This window comes from Streptomyces sp. NPDC050674 (genome assembly GCF_040654575.1).
Lineage (GTDB): Bacteria > Actinomycetota > Actinomycetes > Streptomycetales > Streptomycetaceae > Streptomyces.
Genome location: NZ_JBFAIG010000023.1, coordinates 23,391 through 38,754, shown reverse-complemented (window position 1 = coordinate 38,754; position 15,364 = coordinate 23,391). Strand labels below are relative to the sequence as shown.

The 15,364-nt window shown below is 71.5% G+C and carries 13 protein-coding genes and 1 pseudogene; 8 read left to right on the top strand and 6 right to left on the bottom strand.

The annotated features are described in order from the left end of the window. Window positions 1-24 precede the first annotated feature (24 nt). Both AB0I06_RS30095 and AB0I06_RS30090 read right to left on the bottom strand, forming a co-directional pair. Entirely contained in the window at window positions 25-369 is a 345-nt protein-coding gene (locus tag AB0I06_RS30095; protein ID WP_363121996.1) for a hypothetical protein, read from the bottom strand. A gap of 122 nt (window positions 370-491) precedes the next feature. Next, window positions 492-2,840 carry an immune inhibitor A domain-containing protein gene (locus tag AB0I06_RS30090; protein WP_363121995.1) on the bottom strand — a complete coding sequence of 783 codons (2,349 nt, stop codon included), beginning with the start codon at window positions 2,838-2,840 and terminating at the stop codon, window positions 492-494. Window positions 2,841-3,263: 423 nt separating this feature from the next. On the opposite strand from AB0I06_RS30090, the gene AB0I06_RS30085 reads away from it, so the two are divergent. Beyond that, on the top strand, window positions 3,264-3,536 hold the full coding sequence (locus AB0I06_RS30085) for a hypothetical protein (RefSeq protein ID WP_363121994.1): 273 nt from the start codon (window positions 3,264-3,266) through the stop codon (window positions 3,534-3,536). Between the two features lie 43 nt (window positions 3,537-3,579). Here AB0I06_RS30085 and AB0I06_RS30080 read toward each other — a convergent pair whose 3' ends face one another. Both AB0I06_RS30080 and AB0I06_RS30075 read right to left on the bottom strand, forming a co-directional pair. Then, window positions 3,580-4,326 (bottom strand): RDD family protein, encoded by a 747-nt coding sequence (locus AB0I06_RS30080; RefSeq protein ID WP_363121993.1) that lies wholly within the window; start codon window positions 4,324-4,326, stop codon window positions 3,580-3,582. A 60-nt stretch (window positions 4,327-4,386) separates the two neighbouring features. Continuing rightward, window positions 4,387-6,213, bottom strand: a complete 1,827-nt coding sequence (locus AB0I06_RS30075; RefSeq protein ID WP_363121992.1) for an RDD family protein — start codon at window positions 6,211-6,213, stop codon at window positions 4,387-4,389. Between the two features lie 245 nt (window positions 6,214-6,458). On the opposite strand from AB0I06_RS30075, the gene AB0I06_RS30070 reads away from it, so the two are divergent. Continuing rightward, window positions 6,459-6,869, top strand: a complete 411-nt coding sequence (locus AB0I06_RS30070; RefSeq protein WP_363121991.1) for an SsgA family sporulation/cell division regulator — start codon at window positions 6,459-6,461, stop codon at window positions 6,867-6,869. Window positions 6,870-6,879: 10 nt separating this feature from the next. Here AB0I06_RS30070 and AB0I06_RS30065 read toward each other — a convergent pair whose 3' ends face one another. Continuing rightward, on the bottom strand, window positions 6,880-8,295 hold the full coding sequence (locus AB0I06_RS30065) for an FAD-linked oxidase C-terminal domain-containing protein (RefSeq protein ID WP_363121990.1): 1,416 nt from the start codon (window positions 8,293-8,295) through the stop codon (window positions 6,880-6,882). Between the two features lie 92 nt (window positions 8,296-8,387). Here AB0I06_RS30065 and AB0I06_RS30060 point away from each other — a divergent pair. Further along, window positions 8,388-9,823, top strand: a pseudogene (locus AB0I06_RS30060) (tetratricopeptide repeat protein). 97 nt (window positions 9,824-9,920) lie between these two features. Here AB0I06_RS30060 and hppD read toward each other — a convergent pair. Further along, entirely contained in the window at window positions 9,921-11,066 is a 1,146-nt protein-coding gene (gene hppD, locus AB0I06_RS30055; RefSeq protein WP_363121989.1) for a 4-hydroxyphenylpyruvate dioxygenase, read from the bottom strand. Between the two features lie 123 nt (window positions 11,067-11,189). On the opposite strand from hppD, the gene AB0I06_RS30050 reads away from it, so the two are divergent. From AB0I06_RS30050 to AB0I06_RS30030, 5 genes are read left to right on the top strand one after another with little or no spacing between them, the layout of a single operon-like run. Next, a complete protein-coding gene (locus AB0I06_RS30050; RefSeq protein ID WP_031140050.1) occupies window positions 11,190-11,660 on the top strand; it encodes an Lrp/AsnC family transcriptional regulator in 471 nt (156 codons plus the stop codon). Window positions 11,661-11,678: 18 nt separating this feature from the next. Next, entirely contained in the window at window positions 11,679-12,326 is a 648-nt protein-coding gene (locus AB0I06_RS30045; RefSeq protein ID WP_363121988.1) for an ABC transporter permease, read from the top strand. Further along, entirely contained in the window at window positions 12,319-13,578 is a 1,260-nt protein-coding gene (locus AB0I06_RS30040) for a betaine/proline/choline family ABC transporter ATP-binding protein (RefSeq protein WP_363121987.1), read from the top strand. Before AB0I06_RS30045 ends, AB0I06_RS30040 begins: the two co-directional genes overlap by 8 nt. Then, entirely contained in the window at window positions 13,575-14,399 is an 825-nt protein-coding gene (locus AB0I06_RS30035; RefSeq protein WP_363121986.1) for an ABC transporter permease, read from the top strand. Before AB0I06_RS30040 ends, AB0I06_RS30035 begins: the two co-directional genes overlap by 4 nt. Further along, window positions 14,396-15,361, top strand: a complete 966-nt coding sequence (locus tag AB0I06_RS30030; protein ID WP_363121985.1) for a glycine betaine ABC transporter substrate-binding protein — start codon at window positions 14,396-14,398, stop codon at window positions 15,359-15,361. The genes AB0I06_RS30035 and AB0I06_RS30030 overlap by 4 nt, the downstream gene beginning before the upstream one ends. Window positions 15,362-15,364: the final 3 nt, after the last annotated feature.

Genomic DNA, 15,364 nt, shown 5'->3' with positions numbered 1-15,364 from the left:
CGGGCCTCGGCGGGCCCCCGCGGGTCAGGTCCGGGCCGTCGGGCGGCGCAGGAGGGCTCTGATCGGGCGCCACAGCTCCTGGACCAGGTCCGGGCTGGAGGCGACACCGTTGTCGGGGGCCGTGCGCCATATGAGGCCGTCGGGGTGGTGCAGGACCGCGGTGATCTCGTCGGGGGTCGGCGGGGCCGCGTTGCCGCGCAGGTACACCGACCGCAGACCGAGGTTGCGGAGCCTGGTCAGGGCCCGGGCGCGGTTCACGGAGTGCACGAGGACACGGACGGCGCCGGGGCCGTCGGCGGCGGGACTGGGCAGGTTCAGCGCCACCACCACCATGCCGTTCGGCAGCTTGCAGAAGCCTCCTGCGGCCATGCGGTCATACCCCCGTGTCGGTCGGTGTCAATAAGAGAGCCACAGGACGCACCTAAACACGGATCGGCGGTGACCCGCCAGTGGGTCACCGCCGATCATGCTCTGACCTGCAAGGATGCGGATTACCTACCCGCGGGGCCGACCTCCAGCTCGATCGTCGAGCCGTTCTTGGCCTCCTTGAGGATCTTGATCTTCGTGTTGGTGTCAGTGATCTTGACACCCGCGGTCGGGTTCGACTCGTCGTAGTAGTCGTTCTTCCGGTCGTTGAAGACCGAGACGCCCTTCGAGCCCGGGATGTACTTCGCCACGTCCGCCTTGTGCAGCGTCATGCCGTCGGTGCGGTAGAGGCTGAACGGCGAGTCGTAGGCCTGGATGCGGTTGCGCATCAGCGTGCCGTCGGCCCACTTCAGCTGGTCCGGGTGCGAGTCGATCGGCAGGACCAGACCGGTGCCCTTGTGCTGGCTGGTGTTGTTGTCCGCCTGGGAGGTGTCCCACTTCCAGATCAGCAGACCGTTCTGGTACGCGTAGTGCTCCACCCAGTCCGGGCGCGCCGTGAAGCCGAAGTTGTACGGGCCGACCTTCAGCGTCTTGTCGTACGACACGTACTGCCGGTTCTCGGCGATGTAGTACTGCGCGTAGTCCTTGGTGAAGGACGCGCCGATACGGGAGAAACCGGTGGCCTGCCAGGCGGCGTCCGCGGTCTCGGCGTTGTCGGTGAAGACGGGGGCGCCGTCGGCGGTCACCGTGATCGAGTCGGCCGCGAAGCCCTTCATCGCCAGGCCGCCGTCGGTCTGGTAGCGGAAGCGCAGGTCGATCTTCTTGCCGGCGTAGGCGTCGAGCGGGAAGGCCAGCTTCTTGTAGCCGTCGACCGTGCCGGTCAGGACCGGCTTGTCGCTGCCGTCGCGCGGGATCGGGTTGCCGTCCACCGTGCCGTCCAGGGCGGTCCAGTTGGCGCCGCCGTCGGTCGAGACCTCGGTGTAGAGGTAGTCGTAGTTGGCCTCGATCTCGTACCAGCCGTCGAGGGTCAGCTGCGCCTTCGACTTGCCGGTCAGGTCGACGGAACGGGTCAGCGTGTTCTTCAGATTGTTGCCGCTGCCGCTCCACCACTGGGTCTTGCCCTCGGCGGGGGTCACGAGCTCGGTGGTGACCGCCTTCTTGGGGAGGTCGACGACCAGGGCCTGCTTGTGCTTGGTGTTGTACTCGGCCACGCCCAGCTTGTGCCAGGAGTTGACGCCGGCCTTGGCCTTGTCGTAGTTCAGCCAGCCGAGCTGGAGCTTGTCCCAGGCGGTCATGTCGCCGGGCAGGTCGCCGATCTCGTTCTTGCCGGTGCCGAGCCAGGAACCGGACGACATCAGCGTCCAGAAGCCGGTGGAGTTCTCGCCGCCCGAGGTGTCGTAGTGGTCCGGCAGACCGAGGTCGTGGCCGTACTCGTGGGCGTAGACACCGAGTCCGCCGTTCTCCGGCTGGACGGTGTAGTCGCCGACCCAGATGCCGGTGTCGCCGATCTTGGCACCGCCGAGCTTGTTGTTCTCGGGGCCGGTGGCGCCGGCGTCGGTGCCGAAGGCGTACCAGCGGTGGGCCCAGATGGCGTCGGTGCCCTGGGCGCCGCCGCCCGCGGACTCGTCCTCGCCGGCGTGCACGATCTGGAAGTGGTCGATGTAGCCGTCGGGCTCGTTGAAGTCGCCGTCACCGTCGAAGTCGTAACGGTCCCACTCGTCGAAGCGCGCGACGTCCGCCTTGATCTGCGCGTCGGTCCTCCCCGCTGCCTTCTGCTGGGAGACCCAGGCGTTCAGACCGTCGCTGACGACGTTCCACACACTCGGGCAGTTGGTGTCACCGCAGGCGTTGTTGCCGTAACGGGCCTCGTTGTAGGGGACCTTGACCCAGTCGGAGACCTCGCCGTCGACCGAGTAGCGGCCCGAGGACTGCTTCTCGTAGTAGGTCTTTACGGAGTCGACGCCCTTGCCGTGACCGAAGTACAGGTCCTGGAAGTACTCCTGGTCGTAGTCGGCCCTCCACGCCGTGGAGTTGTCCTTCTTGCGGTCGGGCTTGGGTATCGCGTTGTGCAGCGGGCCCGCCGTGCCGCCGTAGCGGCTGTCGACCTTGTCGCCGAACTCGACCAGGATCGTGAAGATCTTGTCGGTCTTCTCGCGGCCGAGCTCGACGTACTTGTCGTCGCCCTTCTTGCTCTTGAGCTGCACGACCTTCGAACCGTCACGGTTCTTGACCTTGTTCTTGCCCGATATGACCTGCTTGAGGGCTTCCTGGCGCTGAGCTTCCTGGGTCTTGCTCAGCGGGCCTTCGAGGTCGTGCTCGCCATGGTGACGATCCGCCGGGTCGCGCCGGTCCACGGTGGTGGTCCGGGGGGCCGAGGCGTCGTCGGCCACCGCGTACGTGGATGCGGTGGCGGTGGCCGCCGCGAGCGCCACGCTGATGGCGGCCGCTCTGAACGTCCAGGGTCTACTGGTCACTTGAGATCCTCCCCCGCGTTCGGGCGCGCGGCAGGCAGGGTCCCGGTCGTGGAAGTCCGCGCGCGCGTGATCAACGCGTGTAGTCAAGTGACGACATTTGACTAGAGGTTTGAAAGAAAAGACAGACCTTGACTTGAACAAGTCAAGTGCACTATGCGGAGACGACGTTCGTTTTACGAACAACCAAACGGTTGTGCCGAGGCCCCCCACCACCGGCCGGGCGGGCGCGTGCATATGTCCACCAGGTGGACGTCATGACTCCGTGCGCCCCCCGTGCACCGCCCTTGTTGATGAGGTCACGCTTACCGCCGGTTCCGGTCGGGCACCCTGCCCGAGAGAATGTCGTTCGGCGGAACGCCTGGAAGCCGGCGCAATGCCAGGCCGACACCCCCGTGGACCCCCACTTTCGAGGACATGATGGCCATGCCCCGTCCGACTGCCGCACAGCTCGCCTACGGTTCCTGCACCGTGATCCTCTCGACGCTCGCCATGCTGCTGCTGTCGCAGACGAGTTCGGGCGCGGGAATCGCGCTCATCGCCCTCGCGGGGCTCGCCCTCGGGCTGCTGGTCGCCCTGACGGTGCCGTTGCCCGGGAAGCGCCCGAGCGCGGTGGAACAGCCCGCGCCCCGGGAACCGGTCCGGGCGTCCATCCCGGCGCCCGCCCCGGAGCCGATGCGCGAACGGGCGGCCTCCTGACCGTCCGTTGACCCTCCGGTGCCGCCTGCGGTCTCCGGCTGTCTCAATCGGTGCGGACCACGACCGTTTTGGCCGCCTTGTCGTGCAGGCCCTGCTTGTAGGGCCGGTCGAAGAAGCTCCAGCCACCCGCGATCGCGGTCCACAGGCAGGCACAGCAGAAGGCGAAGGGGATCCACAGCACCGCGGCGCGCGCGAACGCGGTCTGCACGGAGGGCGTGGCGCCGTTGTCCAGGTTGGCCACGCGCATGCGCAGCAGCTTCTTGCCGAGGGTCTGGCCGGTCCTCGCGGTCATGAGGGTGTCGTAGGCGATGTAGAGGACGGCGGCGACGGCCGACTGCCAGAACGACTTGCCGGCCTCGATGCGGTCGCTGTCCACGTCGTACTCGTTCACGCCGAAGCCCCAGGTGAGCAGCCAGACGACCACACCCACCAGGATCATGTCGATGATGCGGGCGAGCGTGCGCTTGCCGCTGTCGGCGAGCGGGGGCATGCCGGAGAGGGGGTCGGTCGGGTAGGCGCCGCCGCCGTACGGATCACCGCCGTAGGGGCCGCCACCGGGAGGCATCCCACCGCCGGGAGGGCCTCCACCGCCGGGAGGGCCTCCACCGAAACCGCCGCCCTGTCCGCCGGGGCCGCCCGGGCCGCCGAAGCCACCGCCCCCGTACGGCGGGGGTTCGTTGCCGTAGGGCGAGCCCGCGCCCTCACCGGGCGGCTCGTTCGGGGGGCGCTTCCTGAACGGGTCGTCTTCCGGGGGCTGCTGTCCGGAGCCGGGGGGCGGTTCACTGCTCATGGCCCGAGTCGACCGCGAACACCCCGCCACCGCATCCGGCAGACGGCCGTCCGAGGGAGCTCAGCCCGCCACGAAGGTGTGCGCGGCCTTGTCGTGCCAGCACTGGCGCCAGGGCCGGTCGAACAGGCACCAGGCGACGCCGACGAGCCCCACGACGAGGAGCCCGGGCACGCTGTAGACCAGCCAGCGGCGCAGGGCCGCGCCGAAGTCGGGCGAGTCGTGGCCCTCGATGTCCCGGACTTCGAGACCCGTCAGCTTCTTGCCGAGGGTGCGGCCCCACTTGGCGGTGGGCAGCACCTCGCAGAGGACACCCGCGAGCAGCAGCACGGCCAGGATGATGCCGAGGCAGACCGAGGTGGTGCCGTCGAGCAGCCACACCGTGACGGTCTCACCGGAGAGCTTCGCCGCGTCGATCTTCTCGTTCACGTGGTCGACGGCCTTGGTGCCGAGCGGTACGGCGGCCACGGCGGTGAGGGCGGCGAGGACGACGGTGTCCAGCAGCCGGGCGACCAGCCGCTTGCCGAGCCCGGCGGGGCGGGCCTCCGCCTGGCGCCGGGCGGCCGCCTGGAACACGTCCTCGACGGGCGGCTTCCAGGGCGCGACGGGCTGCTCGTCGCCTCCTTCGCCGCCTCCGGCCAGCCGGTGCACCTGCTGGGCCCAGGACGACTGACCGCCGCCGGGGCCGGGGCTGAGGGGAGCGGCGGCGCCGGGCCCGGCGGACTGCGCGGGAACGACGGGGGCCGGGGCCGCCTGCGGCCCGGACAGCACGCTCGGGGCGGCTCCGGAGGCCTGGGCGGCGGCGCTCGCGGCCCCCGCCTGTGCGGCGGAGGCCCGGGCGGCCGCCGCCTTCCCGGCACCGAAGCCGGGTCCTGCGGAGCCGCTTTGGGAGCCGGTCGGCCCGGCCTGCGCGCCGAACGCGGGCCCCGACGGGCCCGCGCCGAAGGCGGCCGGCGCCGCACCGCCGCCCGAGCCGGCCGGCCCGAACCCGGAGCCTGCCGCGGCCGCTGGCCCGCCGAAGGGGGACGCCCCCGAGCCGCCGCCCGGGCCCGCCGCCCCGAAGCCGGAGCCCGAGCCGCCGGAGTTGCCTTGCCCGGCGGCACCGGACGCGGCCGGCCCGAAACCGGAACCGGCGGCCCCGCCCTGCCCGACGCCACCCGGCGCGGCCGAACCACCACCCGGCACGGCCGAACCCGCCGGACCGAAACCCGAGCCCGCGGCCCCGCCCTGCCCGGCGCCACCCGGCGTGGCCGAGCCGCCGCCGGCCGGGCCCGGGCGCGGGGACACCGCGCGGAACGTCATCGTGCCGTCGTCGGGCGCGTCGGCCGCCGCCCCTCCCCCGCCCTGGCCCGTCGGACGGCGGAACACGAACGTGCCGCCCCCGGCCGCGGCGCTCGCCTCCTGGCCGGACGGCGGGGTGTTCGCCGTGCCGTCGGCGCGGGCGGACTCCCCGTCGGGCCGGCGGTCGGCGTGCGACAGCCTCGGGTCGGCACTCCGGGCACCCTGCTGGGCCGCGCCCTGCGCCCCCTGCGGCGCGCCCCACGAGACACGGCGGTCCTGGTCGCCGCCGAAGCCGGACTGGTGGGAGCGGTCGGCGCCCCAGGCGGACGCCGGCTCGGGACGGCTGCCGTGCTGGGCGTCGGCGGGAGACGGCTCCTCGACCGGGTCCTCGTCGAAGAAGTGCGGGCCGGTCTCCTCGACCGGGGCGGGCTGCGCCGCCCCCGCTCCGGGCGGCGGCGCGAGCGACTCGCCGTCCTTGGGCGCCGGACGGCTGGTGCCCGGCACCCAGGAGGCGCCGTTCCAGTACCGGACGTATCCAGGAATGGACGGGTCCGGGTAATACCCTTCGCGGGGCCTGTCGTCACCGGGGGCCGGGGTTGGGGCGCTCATGTCCGTCGTCCCGTATCTGCTCGGGGGCCAAATGGGGGCCTCCACATCTATCAGACGAGCGCAAGCCCCACCGCCGCTCCCACGGGACCCGCCCCTTTCGAGCACCGATGTGCTACGTGCCGCGCCGCTCCGGCGGGTACCCCTGCGAAAAAACTTCCGGGAAGGCGCGTAATGCCACGGCCCCCGCCCGCTCTCTCCACCTGACCGGCCCTCACGGGCAGCCGTCAGAAGAAGGGAACACCGCGATGCACACCGTGGTGGAGCGGGAACTGGAGCTGGAACTCGTCCTGTCCCCGGAGCGGAGAATCCCGGTGCCGGCCCGGCTCGGGTATCTCACCGACGACCCCTACGCCGTCCACGTCACCTTCCACATCGACTCCGAGCACCCGGTGTACTGGACGTTCGCGCGGGAGCTGCTGGTGGAGGGCGTGTTCCGGCCGTGCGGGCAGGGGGACGTGCGGGTGTGGCCGGCGAAGACCGAGGGGCGCGGCGTCGTGCTGATGGCGCTGAGTTCACCCGACGGGGACGCCCTGCTGGAAGCCCCGGCCGCGGCGGTGTCGGCCTGGCTGGAGCGGACGCTGCGGGTGGTGCCGCCGGGGACGGAGGGTGAGCAGCTCGGCCTGGACGACGAACTGGCCCACCTGCTCGCCCAGTGAGGGCCCGGCCTCAGAAGAGCTTGCCCGGGTTCAGGATGTTCAGCGGGTCGAAGGCCTGCTTGACGGCCCGCTGCATCTCCATGCCCACGGGGCCGATCTCGCGCGCCAGCCACTCCTTCTTCAGGACGCCGACGCCGTGCTCGCCGGTGATGGTGCCGCCGAGTTCCAGGCCGAGGGCCATGATCTCGTCGAAGGACTCGCGGGCCCGGTGGGACTCGTCGGGGTCCGCCGGGTCGAAGCAGACCGTCGGATGGGTGTTGCCGTCGCCCGCGTGGGCGACGACGCCGATGGTGAGCCGGTGCTTCTCGGCGATCCGGCCGACGCCTTCGAGCATCTCGGCGAGCCGGGAGCGCGGCACGCACACGTCGTCGATCATCGTGACGCCCTTGACCGCCTCCAGCGCGGTGAGCGACAACCGCCTCGCCTGGAGCAGCAGTTCGGACTCGGCGGCGTCGTCGGCGGGCACGACCTGGGTGGCGCCGGCCGCCTCGCACAGGGCGCCGACGGCGGCGAGGTCGGCGGCCGGTGCCGTGGTGTCGAACGCGGCCAGGAGCAGGGCCTCGGTGCTCTCGGGCAGGCCCATCCGCGCCATGGCGTTGACGGCCTTGACCGTCGTACGGTCCATGAGTTCGAGGAGTGACGGGACGTGGCCGCCCTCCATGATCCGGCACACGGCGTCGCAGGCCGCGGCGGCGGAGGCGAACTCGGCGGCCAGCACCAGCTGCTCGGGCGGCTTGGGACGCAGTCCGAGGACGGCCCGGACGACGATGCCGAGCGAGCCCTCGGAGCCGACGAACAGACGGGTGAGGTCGTAGCCGGCGACGCCCTTGGCGGTGCGGCGGCCGGTGGACATCAGACGGCCGTCGGCGAGGACGACGTCGAGGCCGAGGACGTACTCGGCGGTCACCCCGTACTTGACGCAGCACAGGCCGCCGGAGGCGGTGCCGATGTTGCCGCCGATGGTGCACATCTCCCAGCTGGAGGGGTCCGGCGGGTAGTACAGGCCGTGTGCGCCGACGGCCCGGGACAGGGCGGCGTTGACCACGCCGGGTTCGCAGACGGCGATGCGGTCGACCGGGTTGATCTCCAGGATCCGGTCCATCTTCGTCAGGGACAGGACGATGCAGCCCTCGGAGGCGTTGGCGGCGCCGGACAGGCCGGTGCGGGCGCCCTGCGGGACGACCGGGACGCGCAGGGCGGTGGCGGTGCGCATCACGTGCTGGACCTGCTCGGTCGTGCGGGGCAGGACGACGACGGCCGGGGCGCCGGCCGGGCAGAAGCTCGCCATGTCGTGGGCGTAGGAGGCCGTGACGTCGGGGTCGGTGAGGACCGCTTCGGCGGGGAGGCCCCCGAGCAGCAGCTCCACCAGGTCGCCGGTCGCTGCGGTGTCCTCGGAGCGTGGCGCTTCGATACGGCTCATGATCACAGGTTCGCACCCGGGGCCATCGGTGTGAACCCCGTCGGCGGCGGCCTTCACCTGCCCGGGTGGGGTCGTCGTACTGACGCACAGTGAGCGCCATGGAGAACCAGCAGGAGGGCCGGGTGCGGCGGGAGAGCCGCTCGAAGCCTCGCGTGCGTGCCCGCCCGGTGCTGATCGCCTCCGTCGCGGGGTGTGCCGTGCTGGGCGGGGTGCTGGTGCTGCTGCCCGGGGAGCGGCCCGCCGGGCCCGCAGAGCCGACGCCGGGTGCGCTGGCCCTGACGGCGGTGGGCAGCGGGGTGCCGGCGGCGCTGCCCGGCCTGGCGGAGCTGATCGACGAGCGGGAGCGGGCCGTGCGGACCCGGCCGCGCGACGCCGTGTCCTGGGCGGTGCTCGGGGCGGCGTACGTGGAGCGGGGGCGGCGCCTGGCGGACCCGGCCTCCTACCCGCGCGCGGAGAGGGCGCTGCGTACGTCGCTGAAGGTGCGCCCGCAGCGCAACACCCGGGCCCTGGCGGGGCTGTCCGCGCTGTCGAACGCCCGCCGGGACTTTCGCGCGGGGCGCCGGTGGGGGGAGGCGGCGCTGAAGCTGGAGCCGCGGCGGTGGACGACGTATCCGCTGCTCATCGACGCCCACCTCGGGCTCGGTGAGCACAAGGCGGCCGAGCGGACTCTGGAGCGGCTGACGAAGCTGCGCTCCGGCCCGGCCGTGCTCGCGCGGGCCGCGGCCGTGTACCGGGACGGAGGCCGGCGGGAGGACGCGGCGGCCTCGCTGGCGGACGCGGCGGCCGGCGCGCGGGCCGGTGCCGAGCGGGCGGCCTATCTGGAGCGGGCCGGGCAACTGGCCTTCGAACGCGGGGACGCCGAGGTCGCGCTGCGGCACTTCCGGGAGGCGGTCCGCCTCGACCCGGACCAGCGGGCCGCGCAGGCCGGGCAGGGCCGGGCGCTGGCGGCTCTGGGCCGCACGACACAGGCCCTGAACGCCTACCGGACGGCCCTGGCCGGGCAGCCGAGCCCGCAGTACGCCCTGGAGCTGGGCGAGTTGTACGAGTCGCTGGGCATGCCGGACGCGGCCCGGGTGCGGTACGGCCTGGTGCGGGAGCGGGTGCGGGCCGCTGCGGCGGGCGGGGCCGACGAGGAGCTGGTGCTGGGCCGGTTCGAGGCCGACCACGGCGACCCGGAGGCGGCGGTACGGCGCTTGCGGGCGCAGTGGAGACGCCGGCCCGCCACGGAGGTCGCCGACGCGCTGGGGTGGGCGCTGTACCGGGCCGGGAAACCTTCGGAGGCCCTGCGGTTCGCGCTCTTGGCGACGGATCCCGAACGCGGGGGCGGGGTGCGCGACGCGGTGTCCATGTACCACCGGGGCGTGATCGAGCGAACCCTGAAACGACCCGGCGCGGCCCGCCGTCATCTGGCGGAGGCCCTGCGGATCAACCCCCGCTTCTCCCCTCTGCACGAGCCCGCGGCCCGCGGGCCCTGGAGGCACTGGGCGAGCCCCCGGACGTGGCGGTGCCGGAGACGGACGCCGGGGCGGGGTGACCGGAGCCGGACGTACGCGCCCCGGCCCACCTCCAGCGGTTGCCGCTCGTGCGGGTGCCCCGTGACACCCGCACGGACGGCCCGTGCCGCCGGGGCCTTACAGGTTGCCGCGGCGGGCCTGCTCGCGCTCGATCGCCTCGAACAGGGCCTTGAAGTTGCCCTTGCCGAAGCCCATCGAGCCGTGGCGCTCGATGATCTCGAAGAAGACGGTCGGACGGTCCTGGACCGGCTTGGTGAAGATCTGGAGCAGGTAGCCGTCCTCGTCGCGGTCGGCGAGGATCTTCTGTTCGCGCAGGGTGTCGATCGGCACGCGCGTCTCGCCGACCCACTCGCCGAGCGTGTCGTAGTAGGAGTCGGGCGTGTTGAGGAACTCCACGCCGGCCGCCCGCATCGTGCGGACCGTCTGCACGATGTCGTTGGTGTTGAGCGCGATGTGCTGGACGCCCGCGCCGCCGTAGAACTCCAGGTACTCGTCGATCTGGGACTTCTTCTTCGCGATGGCCGGCTCGTTGATCGGGAACTTGACCTTGAGCGTGCCGTCGGCGACGACCTTGGACATCAGCGCGCTGTACTCGGTGGCGATGTCGTCGCCCACGAACTCCTTCATGTTCGTGAAGCCCATGACCTTGTTGTAGAAGCCGACCCACTCGTTCATCCGGCCGAGCTCGACGTTGCCGACGCAGTGGTCGATCGCCTGGAAGGTGCGCTGGGCGGGCGGCTCGACGATCGGCTTGGCCGCGACGTAGCCGGGCAGGTAGGGGCCGTCGTAGCCGGAGCGCTCGACGAGGGTGTGGCGGGTCTCGCCGTAGGTGGCGATCGCGGCCAGGACGACCGTGCCGTGCTCGTCCTTCACCTCGTACGGCTCGGCCACCGAGCGGGCGCCGTGCTCCAGGGCGTAGGCGTACGCGGCGCGGGCGTCCGGGACCTCGATGGCGAGGTCGACGACCCCGTCGCCGTGCTCGGCCACGTGCCGGGCGAGGAAGTGGCCCCAGTCGGTGGAGGGCTTGATGACGGAGGTGAGGACGAACCGGGCGGAGCCGTTCTCCAGCACGTAGCTCGCGGTCTCGCGGCTGCCGTTCTCCGGTCCGGAGTAGGCGACCAGCTTCATGCCGAAGGCGGTGGAGTAGTAGTGCGCCGCCTGCTTGGCGTTGCCCACGGCGAAGACGACCGCGTCCATTCCCTTGACCGGGAAGGGGTCGGCCTGCCGGGCGGTGTCGGGAGTGTGGTGAGTGGTCTGCGTCATAGCCGCAGGGTCTCCCCGACCGGCAAGGTGCGCAATAGTTTGCGTTTTGGTTGGGCAATGTGTTCAGCAATACGGCCGTATCTCCGGCCTTTCTGTACAGGATGACCATGCCGGGAGGCTGCTGTGGCGATCGATCATCTGGACGGCCGGATCATCCTGCTGCTGGCCCGGGAGCCGCGGATCGGGGTGCTGGAGATGTCCCGGCGGCTGGGCGTGGCCCGGGGCACCGCGCAGGCGCGGCTGGACCGGCTTCAGTCGAACGGAGTCATCCGCGGATTCGGTCCGCAGGTGGATCCGGCCGCGCTGGGCTACCCGGTCACGGCGTTCGCGACCTTGCAGATCCGCCAGGGCCAAGGGGCCGACGTGCGGGCCCACTTGGCGACCGTCCCGGAGGTGCTGGAGCTGCACACCACCACCGGCACCGGGGACATGCTGTGCCGGCTGGTGGCGCGCTCCAACGCCGATCTCCAGCGTGTGATCGACCGGGTCGTCGGTTTTGATGGCATCGTCCGGGCCTCCACGGCGATCGTCATGGAGAACCCCGTTCCGCTGCGGATCATCCCGCTCGTGGAGCAGGCCGCGGAGGAGACCTGAATCGTGGGGTGAGCGCGTGTGAACTTCTGGGAGTACCTGGTCAACCGGCACCAGCAGCTGCTCACGGACGCCTACCAGCACGCCAGCGCCGTCTTCCAGTGCATGGTCGTGGCGACCCTGCTCGGGGTGCTGATCGCCGTCGCCGCCTACCGCAGCGAGTGGGCCGGGAACCTCGCGACGACGACCACCGCCACCATCCTGACCGTGCCGGCGCTCGCCCTGATCGGTCTGCTCATCCCCCTCGTGGGCCTCGGCGTGCCGCCCACGGTGATCGCGCTGACGCTGTACGGGCTGCTGCCGGTCGTGCGCAACGCGATCGTCGGACTGCGCGGGGTCGATCCGACGCTGGTGGACGCGGCCACGGGCATCGGGATGTCCCGGCCGGCCCGGCTGCTGCGGATCGAGCTGCCGCTGGCCTGGCCGCCGATCCTGACCGGTATCCGGGTCGCCACCCAGATGCTGATGGGCATCGCGGCCATCGCGGCCTACGCCTCGGGCCCCGGTCTGGGCAACGTCATCTTCCGCGGCCTGGCCTCGCTGGGCAGCGCCAACGCGCTCAACCAGGTCCTGGCGGGCACGCTCGGCATCATCGTCCTGGCGTTGCTGTTCGACGCCGCGTACGTCCTGATCGGACGGCTGACCATTCCCAGGGGGATCCGTGCCTGAGACCGGCGGCCACGGCGCCTCCATCGAGCTGGAGAGTCTGACGAAGCGCTACCCCGGAAGTGCGCAGCCGGCCGTGGACAACGTCAGCATGGAGATCAAGGCGGGCGAGGTCGTCGTCTTCGTCGGTCCCTCGGGCTGCGGGAAGTCGACCACGCTCAAGATGATCAACCGGCTGATCGAGCCGACCGGCGGCCGTATCCGCATGGGCGGCGAGGACGTCACCGACATGGACCCGGTCAAGCTGCGCCGCAAGGTGGGCTACGCGATCCAGTCCGCCGGGCTCTTCCCGCACCTGACGGTCGCGCAGAACATCGGGATCGTCCCGAAGATGATCGGCTGGCCGAAGCCGCGGATCAGGGAGCGGACCGAGGAGCTGCTCGACCTCGTCGGCCTGGACCCGGCCGAGTTCCACGGCCGCTACCCGCGTCAGCTCTCCGGCGGGCAGCAGCAGCGCGTGGGCGTGGCCCGGGCCCTGGCCGCCGACCCGCCGGTGCTGCTGATGGACGAGCCGTTCGGGGCGGTGGACCCGATCACCCGGGACCACCTCCAGGACGAGCTGATCCGGCTTCAGCACGAGCTGCACAAGACGATCGTGTTCGTCACGCACGACTTCGACGAGGCGATCAAGATCGGCGACCGGATCGCCGTGCTGCGTGAGCGGTCGCACATCGCCCAGTTCGACACCCCCGAGGCGATCCTGACCAACCCGGCGGACGACTTCGTGTCCGGGTTCGTGGGCGCCGGGGCGGCGCTGAAGCGGCTGAACCTGACCCGCGTACGGGACGTGGAGATCACCGACTATCCGACGGTCATGGTCGACGACCCGTTGCAGCAGATCTTCAACCGGCTGCGGGCCAGCGGCACCAACGAGATCCTGCTGCTCGACCGGCGGGGCCGCCCCTACAAGTGGCTGCGGCGCGGCGACCTGATGCGGGCCCGGGGCTCGCTGGCCCGCGCCGGGACCCTGGTGCACGACACGGTCACCCGGGACGCCACCCTGCGGGACGCGCTGGAGGCGGTGCTCACCGACAACGCGGGGCGGGTGGCGGTGACCGGACGGCGCGGCGAGTACACGGGCGTCGTCGACATGGAGACGCTGATGAACTCCGTGCACGAGATGCTGGAGGCCGACCGGCTCGACGCGATGGAGCACCAGCACGAGCTGGAGTCGCTGCGGGCCGCGCAGACGCACGCGGAGCAGGAGGGAGCCGGCGGCCCGGCGGGCGTGAGCGGGCCGGGAGGGGCACGGTGACGGCCACGGAGGTCGAGGAGACCTCCGAGCCCGCAGACGAGACAGGTGCAGAGGCACCCACGGAGACATCCGCACCGGCGGCCCGGCCCGCCCGCCTCACCTGGCAGAAGCTGACGTTGCTGCCGGTCGCCCTGATCGCCGTGCTGCTCGCCACCTGGCTGTGGTTCCAGCAGGCCGACCTGGACGCGCTCACCCGCAACGCCCTGTCGGGCGGCCAGGTCAGCAAGGCGCTGTGGCAGCACATTCAACTCACGGTGATCTCCACCTTCTTCGTGCTGATCATCGCGATCCCGCTGGGCATCCTGCTGACCCGCGGGGCGGTGAGCAGGGCCACCCCGGTGGCGATGGCGTTCGCCAACACGGGCCAGGCGACCCCGGCGATCGGTCTGCTGGCCCTGCTGGTGATCTGGCTGGGCATCGGCCGCCGGGCGGCCCTGATCGGCATCATCGTCTACGCCATCCTGCCGGTGCTCTCCAACACCATCACGGGCCTGAAGGCGAACGACCCGACCCTGCTGGAGGCGGCCCGCGGCATCGGCATGTCCCCGCTGGGGGTGCTGACCCGGGTGGAACTGCCGCTCGCGGTCCCGCTGATCCTCGCGGGCGTGCGTACGGCCCTCGTCCTGAACGTCGGTACGGCGACGCTGGCGGTCTTCGGCGGGGGTGGCGGCCTCGGTGTGCTCATCACGACCGGCATCACCAACCAGCGGATGCCGGTGCTGGTGCTGGGGTCGGTCCTCACGGTGGTGCTGGCGCTGCTGGTGGACTGGCTGGCGTCGATCGCCGAACTGCTGCTGCGCCCGCGGGGGTTGCAGCCGTGAGGCGCCGGACCTGCCTGCTCGCGGCGGGCCTGCTGCTGGCGGCCGTCGGCTGCGGCCTGACCAGCGGATCTCCCCTGACCGACGATGTGGAGCCGGGGTCGATCGGCCGCGGGGAGCCGCTGAAGGGCGCCCAGCTGACCGTCACGTCGAAGTCGTTCACCGAGCAGCTGATCCTCGGCGCGATCATGGGCATCGCCTTCGAGGCCGCCGGTGCGGACGTCATCGACCGCACCGGCATCCAGGGCTCCATCGGCAGCCGCGAGGCGGTGCGCAAGGGCGACGCGGACGCCGGGTACGAGTACACCGGCACGGCCTGGATCACCTACCTCGGGCGCAGCAAGCCGATCACCGATCCGAAGCGGCAGTGGGAGGCGGTGAAGAAGGCGGACGCGGGCAACGGGCTGGTCTGGCTGCCGCCGTCGGAGCTCGACAACACGTACGCCCTGGCGATGAACCAGCAGAACGCGAGGAAGTACGGCACGAAGACCACGTCGGACGTGGCGAAGCTGGCGAAGTCCGACCCGGGGGCCGTGAAGCTGTGCGTGGAGGTCGAGTTCGCGAACCGGGCGGACGGGTTGCCGGGCATGCAGAAGGCCTACGGCATGAGCGTCCCGGCCCGGAACATCACCCAGATGGACACCGGCATCATCTACACCCAGACCGACAAGGGCAGTTGCACGTTCGGCGAGGTGTTCACCACCGACGGGCGCATCAAGTCCATGAACCTCGCGGTCATGGAGGACGACAGGAAGTTCTTCCCCAACTACAACGCCGCGCCGATGATCCACGCGAAGACGCTGAAGGAGTGGCCGGCGATCGCGGAGGTCCTGAACCCGGTGACGGCGAGGCTGAACAACTCCGTGGCCCGGACGCTGAACGCGAAGGTGGACGTCGACGGCGAGGATCCCCACCAGGTGGCGCTGGACTGGCTGGTGCGGGAGGGGTTCGTCAAGGAAGGGTGAGTT

Coding starts and splice junctions, on each gene's coding strand:
- AB0I06_RS30075 (WP_363121992.1), bottom strand. CDS start 6,213: ATGAGCGCCCCAACCCCGGCCCCCGGTGACGACAGGCCCCGCGAAGGG.
- hppD (WP_363121989.1), bottom strand. CDS start 11,066: ATGACGCAGACCACTCACCACACTCCCGACACCGCCCGGCAGGCCGAC.
- AB0I06_RS30070 (WP_363121991.1), top strand. CDS start 6,459: ATGCACACCGTGGTGGAGCGGGAACTGGAGCTGGAACTCGTCCTGTCC.
- AB0I06_RS30085 (WP_363121994.1), top strand. CDS start 3,264: ATGCCCCGTCCGACTGCCGCACAGCTCGCCTACGGTTCCTGCACCGTG.
- AB0I06_RS30095 (WP_363121996.1), bottom strand. CDS start 369: ATGGCCGCAGGAGGCTTCTGCAAGCTGCCGAACGGCATGGTGGTGGTG.
- AB0I06_RS30080 (WP_363121993.1), bottom strand. CDS start 4,326: ATGAGCAGTGAACCGCCCCCCGGCTCCGGACAGCAGCCCCCGGAAGAC.